Origin of the sequence: Dokdonia sp. PRO95, from assembly GCF_000355805.1 — a bacterium.
Classification (GTDB): Bacteria; Bacteroidota; Bacteroidia; order Flavobacteriales; family Flavobacteriaceae; genus Dokdonia.
Window position 1 is genome coordinate 1111959 of sequence record NZ_CM001837.1, and the last position, 19555, is coordinate 1131513.

The window sequence follows — 19555 nt, forward strand, 5'->3', positions numbered from 1 at the left end:
ATGATAAAAGGCATCTTAAACGGATTACAAACGTATAGAACATCATTTGGGTTAATCTCAAAGCTGGGGCTTTGGAAGTATTTTGCCATCCCAATGGCTATAAGTCTTATTACTGCCTCGATGATTGCAGCATCTGCCTGGGGTTTTTCTGATAATATAGGTCACTGGGTAGAGCAAATCTGGCCTTGGGAAACGGGAAGACACGCCTTCTTTATATTTGCAGAGATAGTAAGCGCACTACTCATTATCGCCATAGGCCTTATCTTATATAAACACATTATAATGGCACTGAGCGCTCCATTTATGAGCCCTGTTTCAGAAAAAATAGAAGCTCACCTTAAAGGAGAAAATCACACCCATAGAGACACCTCAAACACCGAACAACTTATACGAGGCATACGCATAAACGTGCGTAACTTGGGACTAGAATTGCTTATCACACTACCTATCTTACTACTCAATTTTATCCCAATTATAGGGAGTATTGCTGCCACTATTTTACTATTTCTCACGCAAGCATACTACGCAGGTTTCGGTAATATGGACTACACACTAGAACGTCATTTTAAGTATAGAGAAAGCGTAGATTTTGTAAAAAGAAACAAGGGCCAAGCCATAGGTAACGGTATTGTATTTATGCTGTTTCTTATCATCCCTCTTGTGGGAATTATACTCGTTTTACCCATATCTGTAACTGCAGCGACGGTACAAACCATAAAATTACTTGACAAGGATCATCACACTAGCCTGACTGCATAGGTCACCACCTAAAAAACATATAATGAAAGAACAATTTGTAAACTACATACTCAACCTTCAAGATCAAATTACTAGCACACTAGAGCAACTAGATGGTAAGGCCAGCTTTCAAGAAGATAACTGGAAACGCCCAGAAGGTGGTGGTGGTCGCACACGCGTGATTGAAAACGGAAATATCTTTGAAAAAGGAGGTGTAAACACCTCACAAGTACACGGTGAGTTACCAGAAGCAATGCAAAAATACTTTGGTGTAGAAGATGCAAACTTCTTTGCCTGCGGTCTATCTCTAGTGCTTCATCCTAAGAGCCCTATGGTGCCTACGGTGCACGCAAACTGGCGTTATTTTGAGATGTATGATAAAGAAGGAAACATTGTAGACCAATGGTTTGGTGGAGGGCAAGACCTCACTCCTTATTACCTTTTTGATGAAGATGCAACGCACTTTCACCAGACGTGTAAAACCGCTTGTGATGCACACGATGCCGATTTTTACCCAAAATACAAAGCACGTTGTGATGAGTATTTTTACAACACACACCGCAATGAAGGTCGCGGTATAGGAGGTTTATTTTTTGATTACTGCAAAGCTACCGAAGAGCGCTCTATGCAAGACTGGTACAACTTTGTGACCACTGTGGGCGACAGTTTCTTAGAGGCATACGTTCCTATTGTGGAGCGTAGGAAGGATACCGCTTTCGCGAAAGAACAAAAAGACTGGCAAGAGGTACGCCGTGGTCGTTACGTAGAATTTAATCTTGTACACGATAAAGGAACCCTCTTTGGGCTAAAAACTAATGGCCGCATTGCAAGTATTTTAATGAGCCTACCACCCGTAGTACAGTGGAAATATGATCACCACCCAGCACCTGGAAGCGAAGAAGAACGATTAATTAAAGTGCTGCAGGAGCCGAAGGAATGGGTTTCTTAATAAAACTATCCGAACTATTTAACGGACAACAAGATAATTATAAGAAAACAATCTTAAGAAGATGATTCAAAACATTCAGAAAATCCTATTTCTACTATTAATATTCTCTTTTAAAGTACATTCCCAAATCACAATAGAACAGTTAGTAGACAATTCGCTTTATTCATCAAACGTCGGGGTTGGCCAAATATTTACTGTTTCACAAGAAGCAGCAATTACTAATTTAACTATCTACTCAGATGAAGATCAATCTAAAAATTTATTTTTTAAACTATTGCAAGGTCCTAACTCTGATATTATTTACGAACATGACCTAGTGGCTATAAATAGTAGTCCAAATGAAACTTCCATAAGCATAAATGAAAATATAATACTCCAACCCGATAATCAATATGCTTTCCTCTTCTGCCTGAATCAAGAATGTGAAATAGCCGGGAGTAATACCATTAGGTTTAAAGCAGGGTGCATAAACCCTACTGGTGAATTTTATCAAAACGGTTACGCTATAAGCTCAACTGATCTAGATGAATTTGACGCTAATGCAAGTTTTAACCATTGTGACTTAACTTTTATAATAAATTTAGAAGAAACAATTTTAAGCAACAATAATGGGGTTACTTTAAATACTAAGAGCATCTTTCCTAATCCAACGTCAGGCTTTTTAAAATTACCAGAAAATATTGAAAGTATAGTTTTAATATCAATGACCGGTCAAATAACAAAAATGCAAGCAATTGATAACGAATTAAATATTTCTTTTTTAGAAAGTGGACTGTATTTTATACGTTATAAATATCAAAATTCAATTATAACAAATAGGATAGTTAAACTTTAAAAAATTAAAAAAATTAAAATTTTTATTAAGCCCATTTTCGCGAAAGCGAAAAACCTCTTATCTCCAGATAGCAGACGTTTTTGTCTTGAGGCCATTCTCGGTATTCAAATAGTGAAAACGTGCTTTGAGTAATCGCTTACGACCATCGCGGGTTCTTGTAAAGTTGAGTGTTGCCTCTTCACTCACAAAAATCTTCCAGTACTTGAAAAATAAGGCAGCATCTTTCTTGTTGGTTGTAAATATAGAAGGCACACTATAATAACTCGCTAACCCAAATTTCTCTTGAAACCAACCCGATTGTTCAATCATATAGCGTGCATTATCTACGGGTTCTAGAAGTTCTTGCAGGCAGTTTACAAAAAGTATTTCCTCCTTTGCCGTAGCGCCTGTGAGAAAACAAGCAATCTCTCCGTTTGGTAAATACTCTACGCCAAGCTTCAGTTGTTGTAGTTGGGTGGTAATGAGCAATTGCTCTCTCAATGACTTTAATACCACTTGCCCCATTTTATACACTTGCTTATCGATACGCCCAAATTTAAGATACTTGACAATCGCCTTATAAGTTTTAGGTGCTAACACGAGAACAATGGAGCCAAGAGTAGCGTAAATAAAAAACAGCATCCCTTTAGAAAAATAGCTTCCTACATTGTTAATAATCACCTCTGGAATAGTCATAGTTATGACAGCCCCCAGCTGCATGAAACTATACTTTACAGCATCTTTGTAATAAACCTTTTGTGTTTGGGCTTCTTTCTTCTTGCTACTTGGGCTAAAATCAAACTTTAGTTCTCTCACAAGTAACTTTCCAGTCCCTATGGCTTTATTCCAGCGCTCTTTAATATGGCTTCTGTTTGCTGCTAGCTGAAGCATTTTTTCATTAATCGTCTCCTTGTTGATTGTGGTTGCAGGAAGTGCAAATCGGTCGGCGCCATTTTCTATAAAAGGATCATTTTCAAGGGACACTCCACAAAAGGCGTCAAAACGTTTTACGAGTTTTGCCACGTCTTCACCACCGCCATCTATGGTAGGATCTATACATGCGAGATGCCAGATGGACGCCACTTTATCAGGATTACCAGATTGCACGCGTATCGCACGACCACGCATCTGATTAGACATTACAAAAGAGCTCACGTAAGAACCAAGTACTAAAGTATTAATAGCGGGAGCATCCCAACCTTCCCCTAGCAGAGCTGCGGTACCTACTAGAATTTGTATGTGACCATCTGTAAATAACTGAGTAATCACACTCACAATTACATTTTTTGCACGCTCCTTTGTTTTTACAACAAGAAATTGAGTTCCATCAAGAGGCGTGATGGTATAATCATCATTTGAAAGTACTTTGATGATTTCGCTTTCTAAGCCTTTATGTATAATAACAAGTGTACCTGTGAGAACAGCCAGTTTATCTAATTTGTTTATTCCGTTAGAGCTTTCTACTACTTGTGCAAGCGAGTGTCGTAGGTGATGAAAAATAGGAACTACACCAAGTTTATTTACATCTGCTAAGTCTTCATTTACGCTTTCTAAGAATTCTTTACGTACATAATCCGTGAGGATTACTGCACGTAAATCTTCACCCATTTCTTGGGATTCAAAATCTATAATCTCACAAATACTTTTAAGCTTGTTAGGACTTTGCGCAAGTGATTTATAGAGCTGTCGCTCTCCTTTAAAATTCACTCGGTCATTATCAAAGGCGCCAACTCTACGCAGCTGCTTTTCTACATCCATTAGCATCTCCTCATCTTCTAGAAAAAGCTCTCTGTCTGTAACAAGTATAGGCTGCAATAATCGCTCTGCCCATTCTTGATTAAAAAGTGGTAATTGAGCCTTCTCGGTATCTACTCCCAGTACCTCTATTTTCTCTTTTGGGATCTCATGACCACGCGCTTGAAGATACACGAGAATGGCAACGTAAAAATCTGGTTTCTCATAAATAGGATCTAGTAATCCATCTGTCAAAGTGTACAAAGTATGTTCTAAAACGAACGTTCCAAAATATTCGTTTTCAACTAGAGAATCAATGAAACCCTTTGATTTTACTCGGTATTTGAGAATATATTGAATTTGAGCTTCGTCTGGTTCGGAGAAATAAATGTAATCTTGATGTGCACATAGATTTCCTTCTCTCACTAATTCTGGAACGCTTATTTCAATATCTATCGGGCCGCATAATTGGAAGTATTTGGCTATTTCTCGTTGCTCACTATCATAGGGTGGTGTGGCGGTCAATGCGGTGAGCGTTCCTTCCAGTTTTTTGAGTGCAAAAAGTGGTTTCCACCACTCATTTTTAAGGTGATGTGCTTCGTCTAATACAATATGTTTGATGCCCGCTTCCGCGAAAAAAGCTACCAGCCGATCCATGTCGCCTTCCATTTCATTTTTTGAAAAAGCATGTAGTGATTGATAAGTAGCAAAAGTGATGTGTGCAGGCTCTTTTATATTTCGCGAAAGCGGAATAGTACAATCTTCCTCGCTCACAAAACACTCAAACATACGTTGCTCCCACTGGTTTCTTATTGTAATTGTAGGTGCAAGTACAAGCGTCTTCTGGTTAACACGGCGCATCATCTCAAGGCCAAGCACCGTCTTTCCAGAGCCTGGAGGTGCGACTACGTGCAAATGATCATCTGAAGCATGGCTTTTAAAATCCTTTAAAAATCGCTCCTGGTAGGTGCGCCACGGGTATATGAAATGAAAGGCTTCTTTAAGCAAAGGGAGTGGAAAATTAATTGGTAAATTTGTTTAAATATAAGACACACTATTCGAAGTACGAACGACTATTTGTAAAAGAGTTGTGGTCACCTAACGAGACGATTATAAATCTATATACCTCTTTTTTTATGCTACGCAGAAATCGCAGACTACGCACCTCAGAAGCTATACGTTCTATCGTGCGTGAGACATACATCACTCCTAATGATTTTATTGTTCCACTTTTTGTGGTGGAAGGCAAGGGTGTGAAAGAAGAAATCAACTCTATGCCTGGATATTATAGGTACAGCTTAGAGCTCATAGCCAAAGAAGTAAAAGAGCTGTGGTCAATGGGATTAAAATCTGTACTGCTTTTTGTAAAAGTGCCAGATAACCTTAAAGACAACTCTGGAACAGAGGCTCTTAATAGTGACGGACTTATGCAGCGTGCAATTAAGACGGTTAAGGATGCATGTCCAGAAATGGTTGTGATGACAGATGTGGCATTAGATCCCTATTCGTCTTTTGGCCACGATGGGATTGTAGGAAGCGGAGAAATTGTAAATGATGACACCGCCGCTGTTCTTGCCGAAATGGGACTAAGCCACGCTCGTGCAGGTGCAGATATTCTTGCGCCAAGTGATATGATGGATGGTCGTATTTTTGAAATGCGCACATTGCTAGAAGATGAAGGTTTTTATAACACTGGTATTATGAGCTATAGCGCAAAGTATGCAAGTTCCTTTTATGGCCCTTTCCGCGATGCACTGGATAGTGCCCCTGTTGATCTCAAAGATGTTCCAAAGGATAAGAAAACATATCAGATGGATTTCGCAAATCGTGATGAGGCGATTAAAGAAACGCTCATGGATATAGAGGAAGGAGCAGATATAGTGATGGTAAAACCAGGCCTTTGCTACCTAGATATCGTGCGTGACCTACGAGAAGCAGTAAATGTACCTATTGCCGTATATCAAGTGAGTGGCGAGTATGCAATGCTCAAAGCCGCTGCCGAAAAAGGTTGGTTAGATCATGATAGCGTGATGATGGAGCAAGTAATTGCCATTAAACGTGCTGGAGCAACCATGATGGCGAGTTACTTTGCAAAGGATGTCGTGAAGCTGATTAGTTAATTGTTAGGTTAAAACATACTCAAACTAATGTTGAAATTAAGGGCTATATCTTTTTTGGTAGACTATCTTATTATGATAGGTATAGGAGGTCTAATCATGTTGTTAACCTCAGACTTAATTATAACAATGCTCCTTATTTATCCAGCTGCAATTAATAAAGATTTTCTAAACGGTAAAAGTATAGGAAAGAGGATTTTTGGGATACAAGTCCAAGATTTACAATCTAAAAGTACCTCTGAATGGAAAGGCGCACTTAGAAATATATTACCAATAATACCGATAGATCTTTTGTTTACAATACTCAATCCAATGCGAAGAATAGGTGATTATATAGCCAGAACTCAAGTTGGATATAATGATCAATTCACACTACGCACAATCGGTTCAGAATTAAAAAATTATAGCGTAAACAAGGAGCTTATATTTGGTTTAATTTTCGGGATTATAAATATCTATGCTGTTTTAAGTCTTTACGCAATGATATTACCAATATGATTACAGTTTACCACCTCGCTCAAGTAAACGTCGCCCGAATGAAAGGGGTCTCTATAAATGATCCTGAGATGAAGGATTTTAGAGATCATACAGATGAGGTAAACGCGCTTGCAGAACAATCTAAAGGTTTTGTTTGGCGGGATGTTTTTGATGAGAATGCCGATCCTAAACCCAATGCGCTGGCAGATGAGCAGGTACTTATAAATTTCTCCGTGTGGGAAGATGTTGAGTCGCTTAGAGCGTATACTTATAAGACGTTCCACACGGCTATTATGAAACGCCAGAAGGAATGGTTTCAAAAGTATGGTGAAGCACATTATGCGCTATGGTGGATAAAGGCTGGAATTACTCCCACAGAAAAAGAAGCGATCGAAAGACTTGCTTATCTCCAAAAAAATGGTGCTAGTGAGCATGCATTTACTTTTAAAGAAGTTTTTGAAAAGCCTCATTTTTAATGAAAAGTAATACGTCTGTAATATATGCTGTAGCTCTTCTAGGATTTTTCTTACTAGGGATTATTTTATGGAATATAGATTACGATGAAGAAAGTTATGTAGAATGCTCAACACCGCTACCTCCTGTGCTATTTTGCGGCACTGTGAGTCCGTACAATAAAGATCTTTCAGACCAAGAGCTTGCTGGAGAGGCTATTTATCACGCAAATTGTGCCGCCTGCCATAAAGTGCAAAAAAGGATGACTGGACCTGCTCTTTCAAAAGTATTGCAGGCCTATCCTTCTGATTCATTATTTCACAAATACCTGATCAAATCTAAACCGTTAGAAGGCAAAAGGTGCTTTCAGTTTGAAAAACTAACCCTAGAGAATGCTTCTCAGTTGAGAGATTTTATCGCCGCTTATAAATAATTCCGCTTCCGCGAAAAAATGAGTTTCTAGAAAGAAAAACGCGATTCAATATGTGCTCGTGCTTCTCTTAAATCTGTGTAGAGTGAATCTGCTCTTTGCAACCTCTTATGTTGTGTAATGTCGTGTTGTACTATTAAACACTGCAATCCTGCGTCTTTTGCAGAAGTCATACCGCTATGTGTATCTTCTATAGCGATACAATTTTTTGGCTGGAGACCTAGATCACTAAGTGCTTTGAGATAAGATTCTGGATTAGGTTTTGTATCCTTTACATCTGAGGAAGTCACTGTAATCTCAAAAAAGTGTGCGAGATCTTCCTTACCAAAAATAATATCTACCATCTCACGATCACTCCCTGTGACAAGTGCTAGGGTAATCCCTTTGTCTTTATAATAATTGAGCGTCTCTATTGCATGAGGCATAAATGTAACTGGTGAGTTACGAAGATTTTTATAAGACAACGCTTCTTTTTTCTTAAGCGTTTCTTGAAAGGGAACATCAAGGTTATGTTCTTTGATAATTTGTTCTAATGCATAATACGCTGGTTTCCCAGCCATAGTAGCCGCATATTCTTCCCAAGTATATTTGATATTAAACGGCTCAAGAAGCTCATTAAATGCATCAAAATGAAGCGACTCCGAGTTTACTAAGGTTCCGTCAAAATCAAAAAGTACTGCCTTTAATTCTTGCTTTTTCATATCTAATTATAAGAGATGCGAACCTACCCAAAAATCAAGTGTTTGGTCTTAAATTATTGTTATGATTTGAGGGCGGTTTGATTAATTACGCTTTCGCGAAAGCGTAACTACCTATAAAGTACGTCTCACACCACTAAAGTATCGTCGCTTTTTCCATACATTTACATAAAACAATTACATTATTATGGGTCAATTACTGTTGTGGGCAACTATCTCAATCTTTTTTTCATTCTTGTGTTCTATACTTGAAGCTGTTCTTCTAAGTGTGACACCTACATTTATAAACATCAAGAAAAACGAAGGAAAAGCCTATGCCGAAACTCTTGAAGAACTTAAAAAAGATGTAGATAAACCGCTTATCGCAATCCTTACCTTAAACACACTCGCACACACAGTAGGTGCAATGATGGTAGGTACTGTAGCTGCAGATTTATACCCAGAGTTTGTTATCAACTTAGGCTTTACAGAGATTAATTTTCTTGGTTTTGTCTCTGCTATAATGACGTTACTTATCTTAATTGCTAGTGAGATTATACCTAAAACTATAGGTGCAAAATTTTGGAAGTCTCTGGCCAACTTCTCTGCAAAGACACTTAAAATAATGGTCTTACTCTTAAAGTACACAGGTATTTTATGGTTACTACAGCTTTTTACGCGCATGGTAGGTGGTGGCGGTCATCACGAGAGTGTGTTGAGCCGTGAAGACTTTACTGCAATGGCACAAATGGCGGGTGAAGATGGTGTTTTTGAAGAAAGCGAATCAAAAATTCTTAACAACCTTCTCACTTTTAAAGAGGTACTTACTAAAGATATTATGACGCCACGTACGGTGATCAAAATGGCAGATGCAAACACCACCGTTGCAGATTTCTTTGCCGAAAATCAATCATTACGTTTTTCTCGTATTCCTATTTTTGAAGGAACGAGAGATCATATCACTGGCATTGTTTTAAAAAGTGAGGTATATCGAGAGATGGCTTTAGACAAGCACGCCACCACATTGAAGGAGATAGAACGTCCTATTCTTGTTACTAAACGCAATTTGCCTATTCCAGATCTTTTTGACCAGCTAGTTTCAACTAAAAATCATGTTGCACTAGTGGTAGATGAGTATGGAACTATGAGTGGTCTTGTTACTATGGAAGACGTGATTGAAACTTTATTAGGTCTTGAAATTATGGACGAGAGCGACAGCGTGGCTGACTTACAAACCCTCGCTAGAAAGAACTGGCAAAAGCGTGCAAAAACATTAGGCCTTTATGATGATTCTGACTCAGAAAATAAGCCTTCTGATGTTTAAATTAATTTAGAAACTCTTCACTTTCAGGCAATACTGTTTGTGCCTTCTTATTTTTAATATTACGGAGTATCACACTTAAAAATTGAGATACATCATAAGGTTTTACTAGGATATCATCCATGCCTGCTTTGTAAATTTTATGACGTATCTCATCAATCTCCACAGCTGTAAGTGCTATTATCGGGATGTCTGTATCAAACTTTCTAATGTCCTTAGTTGCTTCGACACCGTCTTTTTTAGGCATATGAATATCCATAAGGATTAAATCATATGCTTCCTTTTGAGCCATGGTTACTGCTTCTATACCGTCACTAGCGAGGTCACATGTAAACCCTTTGTTTTCAAGAAGTTTTTGGGTGATCTTTTGGTTAATGCGGTTATCATCTACTACTAGAAGATGTGCTCCTTGCAATGTATGAACACTTTCTATAGCGTCTAGTTGTTGTTGCTCTATAGCAGCAATTCCCGTAGCTTTCTCTAAATTAATTACAAATGAGAATGTCGCCCCTTTACCTTCCTCACTTACTAGTGTAATATCACTTCCATAAAGCGCTAGTAGTTTTTTTACGATAGGTAATCCTAATCCAGTACCCTGATAATTATAATTTTTATTTTCTACTTGAGAGAATTCTTCAAATACACTTTTCTGGCTGTTTTTAGGGATACCCATTCCGTCATCTTCTATAACAAAGGCTGTTCTATACAGTCCATCTGGGGTAATAGATTCCTTTTTAATACGAACCCATATATTTCCGTTTTCATTGAATTTGATAGCGTTTCCTATAAGATTCATTAAGATTTGTGAGAGCCTCACTGAGTCACCCACAAGTTGGTTAGGAAGGTCTTTGTCTATCTCTAAGTGTAATTTATTATTATTTTGCTCTAGACTAAATTCAAATGAATGCGTGATACTGCGCAAGAGTGTATTAAGTTTAAAAGGAGTATGCTCAAGCTTAATGTTTTTTGCCTCCATTTTACTCATAAGAAGCACATCGTTAATGAGTGCCAGCAGATAATCGGCAGAGAATTTGAGTGATCTTAAATCATGTCTATGTTTATTTACTTCTGTGTCTTCAAGTAAAATTGATGCAATTCCTATAACTCCATAAAGTGGTGTGCGCAGCTCGTGGCTTATAGTTGAGAAGAATTGTGTTTTAAGCTTTGAAAGCTCTTCGGCGTCATTCTTTGCTTTTTCTAGTTGCTTATTTTTTTCGCGTAAGCGTAAAAGGTTTTGCTTACGAGCTCTATACAATGTAAAAATTATAAAAAGCGCTACAAGTAATATCGATGAAGCAAAAAGGAGTGCTGTGGTAGTTTTGAGCGAGCTCTCGGCTACTTGATCCAAGAGTTCCTTTTCCTTTGTTGCTATCTCAAGATCTCGTTCATTCTCTCGAGAGTAAAACTGAGCACTCGCTATCTGTAGTTCTTTCTGGCTTTCATTTTTAAAGACTTCATTTGCGAGCTGCAATTGTCTTTGTGAGTGATAATATGCAGCCTCAAAATTTTCATTGCTTTCATAGTATTTTGCGAGATGTTTTTGGGCCTCCTCCTCTTCGGCTACTAATCCTTCTGAGAAGCTTATGTCTATCGCTTCCATAAAAGCATCTTCGGCGAGTGTTTCTTGTTTACTGCTAGTGTAGTATCTTCCTAACAATGTGAGTACTCGTGCACGACTTTTACGATCTAAAGAATCTCTTAAACTGGCAAATTTTGCTTGCATTAAAGCAGGGTAAGCTTCTTCAAAATTTTCTTGTTTTAAGTACAGTGTTGCGAGGTTTATGCGGGCTGCAAGTGACTTATCTGAGCCATCTAACTTCTCTATGAGTTCGATGTTTCTTTGCAAGTAGTTAATTGCCTTTTCTTGATATTCCTCAGAGGATGCATATAACTTTCCTAAATCGTTGTAGGAGGATGCTAGTAGTGTATCATTTTTAAGCTCTTGAGCTATCACTAATGCCTTCTCAAAAACATTACGTGACTTTGTGGTGTCTTGTAATGATAAATACACATTACCTAGAATGGAGTAACCACTATACTGCTTGTTTTTATCATCTTGATTTTGCGCTCTTTTAAGAACCTCATCGAGCGTTTGGATAGCACTTTTATATTCTTGATTCTGCAATTGGATAGCAGCAAGATCCAGAGTATTGCTTTGATAATTTTCTATGTTTTGAGATGGCGTTTGCGCCATTATTATGAAAGAAAATAAGCTGAAAATAAGATAAGTAAGGTGTTGCGCGAGCCGCATATGTAGTTATTATAATCCATAAAAGTACTGATTGGCAATAAGATAAACAACACCTTAAGTGGTATATTTGAGATAATGGAAAATGTAATCATAGCTACACCCATAGGTTTATTAGAGTTAAAAGGCTCCAGCAGCGGACTGTGTTCTGTGCTATTTATAGAAACAGGTGTAACGCCTTCTTCTATAGTTCCAGAAGTGCTTGAGGATGCTGTTACACAACTTCAAGAATATTTTGCTGGAAAACGAACTACCTTTTCCCTTAAAATAAGTCCGTTAGGCACAGATTTCCAATGTCGTGTATGGAAAGCACTAGAGGCGATTCCTTTCGGGAAGACAACCTCTTATCTTGCTATGGCGAAACAACTGGGTGACCCAAAAGTAATACGTGCAGCAGCCAGTGCAAATGGTAAAAATCCTATTTCTATCATCATCCCTTGTCATCGCGTGATAGGTAGTGATGGCTCTCTCACGGGCTACGCTGGTGGATTGCATCGTAAAAAGTGGCTCTTAGAACACGAGAGCCCAGTGACGCAAGGTTCTTTATTTTAGATGATAAAAATTAGATATAATGCAGTAAATAGAGCAGATAACATTCCGTAATGTGTTTTTCAACTATATACAAACAGAGCTTAAAATACGACTCAAAACACTGATTAACATAGAGTTCTATTAATTTATTGTATTTTTCAATACATTCAATCATCAATCAATGCGATTATTTTCCCCTTCAGAATTCATCATCAAGGCGCTTGCTGCCTTTAAGAGATTTCCGGTTACACTCATCTGGGTTATATTATTTACACTACTGCTAATAGTACTTGCCGAAAGAGATGTAGACGACATATTTGAAACCTATAACAACATTTCACTCACAGCAATATTAGGTGTGAGCTGGCTTATAGGGACTCAGTTTTACATCGAGCAGTTTAAAAGAAAAGGACTCTGGTGGATTAAAGTTATTATCATATTACTCCTTGTTGCATTCTATTTTACATTACCTGACTATGACTTTCAAAATAATAATGAGACCCCATATATAAGGTGGTTTGTACTACTTATAGTAGGGCATCTAGCGCTACTCTTTGCTCCTTTTATTACTGTATGGCACCCTAAAGCCTACTGGAATTATCTGGCAGATATGCTTATGGCAATCGCCAGGAGTGCCTTGTTTTCTGGAGTGTTTTATCTAGGTATTGTACTTGCGTTGCTAGCCATAGAGTATCTTTTTGATGTAAAAATAAATGGTAGGCGCTACTTCCAGTTGTTCCTGCTGTGTTTAGGAATCATAAATACGTGGGTATACCTATCAGATTTTCCTAAAGAGATACAACATAACATACACCTGCACTTTCATAAAGCTATTGAAGTTTTCGTAAAGTTTATACTCATACCGCTTGCCGCACTCTATATCACGATACTGTATGCCTATGCGCTTAAAATCTGTATACAGTGGGAATTACCTAAGGGCTGGGTGAGCTACCTTATTATCGCACTTGCTGGGCTTCTATTTATCATTCAGTTTATTATTCACCCATTAAAAGCAACTCATACCTCTAGGGTCTTTAAAAACTTTCAGCCGCTAGCATACTGGTTATTACTACCCCTGCTCATATTGTTTTATGCTGCGATTTATAAAAGAGTATCAGATTACGGCATCACAGAGCCGCGATATTTTCTTATTGTAATTGCGATTTTTATAACAGGCGCTACGCTTTATTTACTCTTCAGTCGCAAGCAGCAGCTTCGGTTTTTACCTATGGCTCTTGCGGTTATGGGTTTATTGAGCACTTTTGGGTTTTGGGGAGCCTTTTCTGTGAGTAAGCGCAGCCAGATGGACGAATTTGAAAAGATGTATACCGCTTTCGCGAAAGCGGAAAATAAAAAAAACTCAGACCCCGAATCTAATAGAAGATTTTCATCTATCACAAGCTACCTCGTAGAACACGATGCCGCAGAAGATCTAAAACCCATCATAGGTTACAACCCGGCAGAAAAACATACCGATGTAAACACCTGGAAGTTGTCTAACTATATTTTAAAAGACTTAGGGTATAAAATGACGGCTAGTGATATAGAGAAAAAACGCGTACACTTTAACAACGCCTCTAGCGCAGCATATAATATACGTGGCTATGACTGGAAGCAGGACTTTCACTTTAACCTCAACGGCCAGTCAGAATATATAGAAGAAGGCTTTTCTATGATGCTTAATGGGAAAGAAATTCTTATCACAACACAAGACAGCACAGCACTCACGATACCCACACAGGCATTTTTAAAACAACTAGAAGGTGAGGATATAAATAAACCCATTAACGACCGAGATAAACTTACACTCCGTAAAACAAATGATTTTGTGGATGTAAAAATAATATTCAACTCCATAAATTTAAAGGTTGATGGTGGTGGTCAACGTATTATAAATTATGCGAGTGGTAGTGTACTTTTAAAAGTAAAAAAATGATACAAAGGCTTCAACTAGAACATATCCTTTTTTTGGATATTGAGACGGTACCTCAACATCCAGATTTTTCTGATCTAGACGATGTAGAAAAGGCACTTTATGCAGATAAAACAAGATACCTACGCAAGGATGAGTTTACACCAGAAGACTATTATGAGCGTGCCGGCATTTGGGCAGAATTTGGAAAAATAGTGTGTATCTCTGTGGGCTATTTTAATACCAGTACAGATGGTAAACGCTTTAGAACCACCTCCTTTTTTGGTGATGATGAGACCAAGCTACTTAATGAGTTTAAAAATCTACTTGAAGATCATTTTAACCGCCGTGAGCACTTACTCTGTGCGCATAATGGTAAAGAGTTTGACTTCCCATATATCGCGCGACGTATGATTATAAATGGAGTTACGCTACCACAAAAGCTAAACCTTTTTGGTAAAAAACCTTGGGAGATTCCTCATATAGACACCCTAGATTTATGGAAGTTTGGAGACTACAAGCACTACACCTCTCTCAAGCTTATGACCAAAATTTTGGGAATCCCTTCTCCAAAAGATGATATAGACGGCAGCCAGGTGCGCCAGGTATATTATGAAGAAAATGACATTGATCGCATAGTCGTATATTGTGAGAAAGACACCGTTGCCGTGGCTCAAATTTTACTCAAGCTACGCAACGAGCGCTTGCTTGATGAAGATGAAATAATATCGGTTTAACAAATCCATAGTTATGAAAGTAAAACATATACTCGCTCTTTTTATTTTAGGTTTAATTTGTACCGTTCTGGGCGCATTATTTAAAATTATGCACTGGCCAGGAGCCCCAGAATTATTAACAGCTGGGACCTTCTTACAAGTTATCGCTGGCTTTTTGGGCATCTGGAAACTCTTTACTAACAAGGAGTTTAAGAACTTCTTAAATAAATAGTATTGCTTTATTTACGCTTTCGCGAAAGCGTAATAACCACAAAAAATCCCGACCTCATCTGAAGTCGGGATTTCTTATGTTTATAAATGACTGGCCTTACTTTTTGATAAAGCGTTTAATCATTTTTGAACCTTCAGCCTCTACTTGAATGACATAAACGCCAGCTTCAAGTCTCGACACATCAATTGTGTTTTCAAAATTACCTTTATGAACCGCTTGACCTAGAAGGTTAAATATAGTTACAGAGGTTGCTTCTGCTCCTTGTAAGCTTATATTTAATTCTCCACGAGTAACCGGATTAGGGAAGATTGAGAATTCTCCACTTCCCGTCGCTTCCGTAAGGCTGCTCTGAGCATCATTTGCTCCAAATCCAGCACTACTCACTACATTTACAATATAATCCTCTACTTCTCCATACTGGAAGCTTTCACAAGCAGTAGGGATACCATTATACTTCATAGAGACTCTCATTCTCGTTAGTCCTTGAGATGCTCCTGAAGGCACGCTAAATGTTCCCGTTATAGGAGTAGCAGAAGTTGCTGCTCTCGTGTATACGGTCTCTCCTGCATCTGTAAAATCTCCATCACGATTCCAGTCTACAAATACTGCATAACCTTCGTTGTATATAGTCCCTGTCCATCTTGGAGTAATTGTTATGGTATTACTACTTCCTAGTGTTGTAGAAAGGTTTGTAAAATCACCATAACCTCCACCAGATGCTCCGGTTGCATTATTAATGCTTCCTATTTGCACTCGTTGTATATACTCGTCATTTGTATTATTTCCATTTGATGCACAGTATCCAGATGGTGCTCCTGTATCACCTCCATCACTTCCGGCAGATAGCGTAATATCATCGATAGCAACGTCAGATTGCCATGTACCACCGGTGATACGGTTAAAACGTAATTGCACTGTCCCGCCAGTGTAACTATCAAGATTGATTGTGACAGCATTCCACTGGTTGCCTTGGTTTCCTGTCTGGTTCCATAGGCTTGTCCATGTCGTTCCACCATCTGCACTTGCTTCAAGATCTATGCGACCACCGTCTGTAGATCCAAACATATGATAATCAAAAGTGAAGTTTGCCTCTGTTTCTCCTGTTAAATCAAAACAAGGTGAGTTTATAATCGCTCTTTTATTAGGGAAACCTGTTCCATTACCTGACGCTTCTACATATAAATAGAAAGATCCATCAGCTCCAGAACTTGGCCCTGTATTATTAGATGGCGTTCCTGAAGCATCACGTGTCCAATTTATATCATCTCCTGTAGCTTGTGACCACTGGCCTAGTCCTGACTCAAAACTCTCACTGTATGGAGCACTCGCTGTGCCCACACAGCCACTAGGTGGTGCAGTAACATCAGTTGTCGCACTCACCGTATTACTATTCCCTGAGGTATTACCTGCTTCATCTTTTGCACGAACCGTAAATTGATAGGTAGTTCCTTCTACCAATCCAGTAATATTTGCCGAAGTAGCTGTTACCTCTCCTAGGTTATTAGTTCCTTGGAAGACATCATATGCAGTTACTGCTACATTATCTGTAGCTGCTGTCCATGATAAAGCTACAGATGTTGTAGTAACATCTGTTACTGCAAGATTAGTAGGCGCAGTAGGCGCTTGTGTATCTGCTGGAGCAGTACCATCAATAGCAAAGCCATCAATAGCAATATCCCCCTGCCAAGAAGTTCCAGTAGTAGCACGGAAACGTAATTGTGTAGCGCTATCATAAGATGCAAGACTTACGGTTGCATCTAACCACGCCGCTCCTTTATCTCCTGATTGCACCCATAATTCATCCCATGTTTGAGATGCATCATCTCTTGCTTCAAGGCGTACCGTTCCCACAGCATTACCCGTCATCTGGTAGCTAAATGTAACTTCGGCTGCGTTTACTCCTGTTAAATCAAAACAAGGAGAATTTAAAATTGCAGTTTTAGTCGGGAATCCTGCACCGTCACCAGATGCTTCTACATAGATGTAAAATGATCCTTCATTTGCTGCTGCTGGTCCTGTACCAGAAGATGGCGTACCAGACGAGTTTACTGTCCAGTCAATATTATCTGATGTGTCTTGAGACCAAGATCCAATAGTATTTTCAAAACCTTCAGAATATGGGAAAGAACTCACAGTAGAGTTACAAGATGCTGGCGCTGGTGGTCCAGAACATCCACTTGTAAATGATACTACTTGATCTGAGTTAGTATTTGTTCCTCCGTTGCTATTTTCTACTGCATCTACACCTACTCCACGTCTAGCAAAAGCATCCCAAATTAAACAGTTGTACTGCCCTCCATAAAGATCTTGGTCTGCTTGTAGGATTCCATTACGACCAGAAACGTACCCTGGATTATTTGCAGTATTTTTAAGTCCTTCTATTACTAGTGACATTGCGATATTATTACCACCATTACCACTGTATTGGTTAGGATCATATCCCTCTTGATCGATAAGATCCCAAGTCATGTCCCAAAGAATAGTAGCAAATCCATATCCCACTCCGTGTGGTGCTACTAGACCTGGAACGTCGCTATATGTTGTACCATTTACCGCAAGGTCTGTAGCATATCTAGTAGGGCGTATTCCTGCACCTGTGGTAGGCTGTCCTATAGCATATGTTCCTACTCCTCTCGCAGTATCTCTGGTATCTCCTGGGCGTATAGTCATCACTAGACCTAACCAGTCTGACCATCCTTCACCCATTTGTTCTGAACCTCCTAATGCGTTTGTGCTAGGACCACCTACAAGACGTGTAGAAATACCATGACCATATTCATGTGCAATAATTACATTGTCAAAGTCACCATCACGAGTAGGATTTGTAAATAAAAACATTTGCATTCTAGGGTTTTGACCATCTGGTGGTGTTGCAAAGTTTGCATTATTTGTACCACTTCCATCCTGAGCATCTGCATTTACAGAATCACTTCCTGCACCCCCTTTACCATAGTTATTTTCTTGAAAGTTACCTGCTGCCTCTGTAAAACCGTACTGGTACCATACATCATGCATAATATTATTCCAGTAAAATAAATTTGTAGTAGCTGCTGGTAAGAAAGTAGATGGGCTATTATTTAAATTAAGGCCAAAATCAAAATTAAGAGCGCTCCCACCATTAGGGCTTGTACCTGATCCATTATTACCATTAGTATCATCTTGCGCGAGTACATTATTACCACGCGTTGTTGTAAACTCTGCACCAGCAGATCCGTTTGTGTCATGCCACCCATAAGGAGAAGCATTAGCATTTGCTGGATCTGTTACTACAACACGGCTACCGTGACTAGGGCTTTCAATCCCTAGCGGAAATACGTTATAAGAACCACCTCCTACTGCAGCTGCTGTATAGCTCGCTTCAGTAGCGCTACGCGGTCCAAATACTTCTACTGGTTCATTTGTAGCCGCATGACCATGCTCTGTGTGATTAGGATCGTCAAAAGAGCAAGAAATCACCCAGTCTGTGGTTTTAAGAATTTCTCCAGTAGATGCATCCACATTTACATTCCACCAGTGCTTTGCATCCAGTTGATAAAGAGATACATTCCAAGTGAGATGCATTTTATCACCTATTGCTAGAAAAGTTTTTTCAACTTTAATAGGCTCAAGGCTTATCCCAGAATTTGCATATTCGAGAAGGTTTCCAGCAGATCTTGTAGCTCTTAGATTGCTAGGAGTCTTAAGACTATGAGCATTTACAACCTTGAGGATTGCGTTTTCTGGAGATACTGATAGTGATGTTTTGGCAGCTTTCTGAGCAACGTCTTTTGCAAATTGATTTATCTCGTAGGTTACTTTACCATCTTTTACAGTCAGTTTATAAGTTCCGTTTTGAATTGGGATACCTTGATACATTTGCTTTACATAAACGTGTTGTATCTCAGGATTTAAAGAAGGTACGACATCTGTAATCTTCCATTGTGCAACGTCTGTTGATTTTAAGCCAACTTCTTCTGCATTGCCACTTAGATATTTTTGGACGATTCCGTCCACACTGGTCTGTGCATAAACGGTGGTTCCTAATAGAAAGGTCATTAGGAGAAAGGAGTAGATTTTTTTCATACTGTAGTTTTAAATTATTTATAGGGAAATATTAATAAAACATATTTTTTATCAGCTATTATGCTAAAATTATATGCTTACACAGTAAATGACGTCATTTCATTGAAGAAAACATAATTTATTCGACGAACTACACAAAAGTTT

At 38.7% G+C, this 19555-nt stretch carries 16 protein-coding genes; 12 read left to right on the forward strand and 4 right to left on the reverse strand.

Translation table 11 applies throughout. The annotated features are described in order from the left end of the window. The 3 genes from D017_RS04810 to D017_RS04820 all read left to right on the forward strand — a co-directional run bounded on the left by D017_RS04810 (position 1) and on the right by D017_RS04820 (position 2522). Positions 1-759: an EI24 domain-containing protein gene (locus D017_RS04810; protein ID WP_035334970.1), complete on the forward strand. Its 759-nt coding sequence runs from the start codon at positions 1-3 to the stop codon at positions 757-759. A gap of 22 nt (positions 760-781) precedes the next feature. Then, the gene (gene hemF, locus D017_RS04815) at positions 782-1687 is read left to right on the forward strand and encodes an oxygen-dependent coproporphyrinogen oxidase (RefSeq protein WP_035334971.1); all 906 of its coding nucleotides are present in this window, start codon (positions 782-784) and stop codon (positions 1685-1687) included. Between the two features lie 61 nt (positions 1688-1748). Beyond that, positions 1749-2522: a T9SS type A sorting domain-containing protein gene (locus D017_RS04820; protein ID WP_035334972.1), complete on the forward strand. Its 774-nt coding sequence runs from the start codon at positions 1749-1751 to the stop codon at positions 2520-2522. Positions 2523-2579: 57 nt separating this feature from the next. Here the strand turns inward: D017_RS04820 and D017_RS04825 are convergent, their stop codons facing one another. After that, complete coding sequence (locus tag D017_RS04825; protein ID WP_035334974.1) at positions 2580-5243, reverse strand: DEAD/DEAH box helicase family protein; 2664 nt, start codon at positions 5241-5243, stop codon at positions 2580-2582. Positions 5244-5371: 128 nt separating this feature from the next. Between D017_RS04825 and hemB the strand changes: the two genes are divergently transcribed. From hemB to D017_RS04845, 4 genes are all read left to right on the forward strand, one after another. Further along, entirely contained in the window at positions 5372-6355 is a 984-nt protein-coding gene (gene hemB, locus D017_RS04830; protein WP_035334975.1) for a porphobilinogen synthase, read from the forward strand. A 72-nt stretch (positions 6356-6427) separates the two neighbouring features. Beyond that, entirely contained in the window at positions 6428-6850 is a 423-nt protein-coding gene (locus D017_RS04835; RefSeq protein ID WP_160164959.1) for an RDD family protein, read from the forward strand. Continuing rightward, entirely contained in the window at positions 6847-7305 is a 459-nt protein-coding gene (locus D017_RS04840; protein ID WP_051583804.1) for a DUF3291 domain-containing protein, read from the forward strand. Before D017_RS04835 ends, D017_RS04840 begins: the two co-directional genes overlap by 4 nt. After that, positions 7305-7715: a c-type cytochrome gene (locus tag D017_RS04845; RefSeq protein WP_035334977.1), complete on the forward strand. Its 411-nt coding sequence runs from the start codon at positions 7305-7307 to the stop codon at positions 7713-7715. The genes D017_RS04840 and D017_RS04845 overlap by 1 nt, the downstream gene beginning before the upstream one ends. Positions 7716-7741: 26 nt before the next feature. Here the strand turns inward: D017_RS04845 and D017_RS04850 are convergent, their stop codons facing one another. Further along, a complete protein-coding gene (locus D017_RS04850; protein ID WP_035334979.1) occupies positions 7742-8413 on the reverse strand; it encodes an HAD family phosphatase in 672 nt (223 codons plus the stop codon). A gap of 184 nt (positions 8414-8597) precedes the next feature. On the opposite strand from D017_RS04850, the gene D017_RS04855 reads away from it, so the two are divergent. Continuing rightward, a complete protein-coding gene (locus D017_RS04855; RefSeq protein WP_035334982.1) occupies positions 8598-9713 on the forward strand; it encodes a hemolysin family protein in 1116 nt (371 codons plus the stop codon). A gap of 1 nt (position 9714) precedes the next feature. Here D017_RS04855 and D017_RS04860 read toward each other — a convergent pair whose 3' ends face one another. Further along, positions 9715-11904, reverse strand: a complete 2190-nt coding sequence (locus tag D017_RS04860; RefSeq protein ID WP_051583805.1) for a response regulator — start codon at positions 11902-11904, stop codon at positions 9715-9717. Positions 11905-12036: 132 nt separating this feature from the next. Between D017_RS04860 and D017_RS04865 the strand changes: the two genes are divergently transcribed. The 4 genes from D017_RS04865 (at position 12037) to D017_RS04880 (ending at position 15349) form a co-directional block, all read left to right on the forward strand. Continuing rightward, entirely contained in the window at positions 12037-12510 is a 474-nt protein-coding gene (locus D017_RS04865) for a methylated-DNA--[protein]-cysteine S-methyltransferase (RefSeq protein WP_035334984.1), read from the forward strand. Positions 12511-12670: 160 nt separating this feature from the next. Further along, the gene (locus D017_RS04870) at positions 12671-14425 is read left to right on the forward strand and encodes a DUF4153 domain-containing protein (protein WP_035334985.1); all 1755 of its coding nucleotides are present in this window, start codon (positions 12671-12673) and stop codon (positions 14423-14425) included. After that, positions 14422-15138, forward strand: coding sequence for a 3'-5' exonuclease (locus D017_RS04875; protein WP_035334986.1), 717 nt, complete (start codon positions 14422-14424; stop codon positions 15136-15138). Before D017_RS04870 ends, D017_RS04875 begins: the two co-directional genes overlap by 4 nt. A 13-nt stretch (positions 15139-15151) precedes the next feature. Continuing rightward, entirely contained in the window at positions 15152-15349 is a 198-nt protein-coding gene (locus D017_RS04880; RefSeq protein WP_035326085.1) for a gliding motility protein GldL, read from the forward strand. Positions 15350-15445: 96 nt separating this feature from the next. Here D017_RS04880 and D017_RS14930 read toward each other — a convergent pair whose 3' ends face one another. Then, positions 15446-19411, reverse strand: a complete 3966-nt coding sequence (locus D017_RS14930) for a M36 family metallopeptidase (RefSeq protein WP_081804635.1) — start codon at positions 19409-19411, stop codon at positions 15446-15448. Positions 19412-19555 lie beyond the last annotated feature (144 nt).

Excerpts from the sequence above, each read along its gene's own strand:
- D017_RS04810 (WP_035334970.1), top strand. The coding sequence starts at position 1 with ATGATAAAAGGCATCTTAAACGGATTACAAACGTATAGAACATCATTT.
- hemF (WP_035334971.1), top strand. The coding sequence starts at position 782 with ATGAAAGAACAATTTGTAAACTACATACTCAACCTTCAAGATCAAATT.
- D017_RS04820 (WP_035334972.1), top strand. The coding sequence starts at position 1,749 with ATGATTCAAAACATTCAGAAAATCCTATTTCTACTATTAATATTCTCT.
- hemB (WP_035334975.1), top strand. The coding sequence starts at position 5,372 with ATGCTACGCAGAAATCGCAGACTACGCACCTCAGAAGCTATACGTTCT.
- D017_RS04835 (WP_160164959.1), top strand. The coding sequence starts at position 6,428 with ATGATAGGTATAGGAGGTCTAATCATGTTGTTAACCTCAGACTTAATT.
- D017_RS04840 (WP_051583804.1), top strand. The coding sequence starts at position 6,847 with ATGATTACAGTTTACCACCTCGCTCAAGTAAACGTCGCCCGAATGAAA.
- D017_RS04845 (WP_035334977.1), top strand. The coding sequence starts at position 7,305 with ATGAAAAGTAATACGTCTGTAATATATGCTGTAGCTCTTCTAGGATTT.
- D017_RS04850 (WP_035334979.1), bottom strand. The coding sequence starts at position 8,413 with ATGAAAAAGCAAGAATTAAAGGCAGTACTTTTTGATTTTGACGGAACC.
- D017_RS04855 (WP_035334982.1), top strand. The coding sequence starts at position 8,598 with ATGGGTCAATTACTGTTGTGGGCAACTATCTCAATCTTTTTTTCATTC.
- D017_RS04860 (WP_051583805.1), bottom strand. The coding sequence starts at position 11,904 with ATGGCGCAAACGCCATCTCAAAACATAGAAAATTATCAAAGCAATACT.
- D017_RS04865 (WP_035334984.1), top strand. The coding sequence starts at position 12,037 with ATGGAAAATGTAATCATAGCTACACCCATAGGTTTATTAGAGTTAAAA.
- D017_RS04870 (WP_035334985.1), top strand. The coding sequence starts at position 12,671 with ATGCGATTATTTTCCCCTTCAGAATTCATCATCAAGGCGCTTGCTGCC.
- D017_RS04875 (WP_035334986.1), top strand. The coding sequence starts at position 14,422 with ATGATACAAAGGCTTCAACTAGAACATATCCTTTTTTTGGATATTGAG.
- D017_RS04880 (WP_035326085.1), top strand. The coding sequence starts at position 15,152 with ATGAAAGTAAAACATATACTCGCTCTTTTTATTTTAGGTTTAATTTGT.
- D017_RS14930 (WP_081804635.1), bottom strand. The coding sequence starts at position 19,411 with ATGAAAAAAATCTACTCCTTTCTCCTAATGACCTTTCTATTAGGAACC.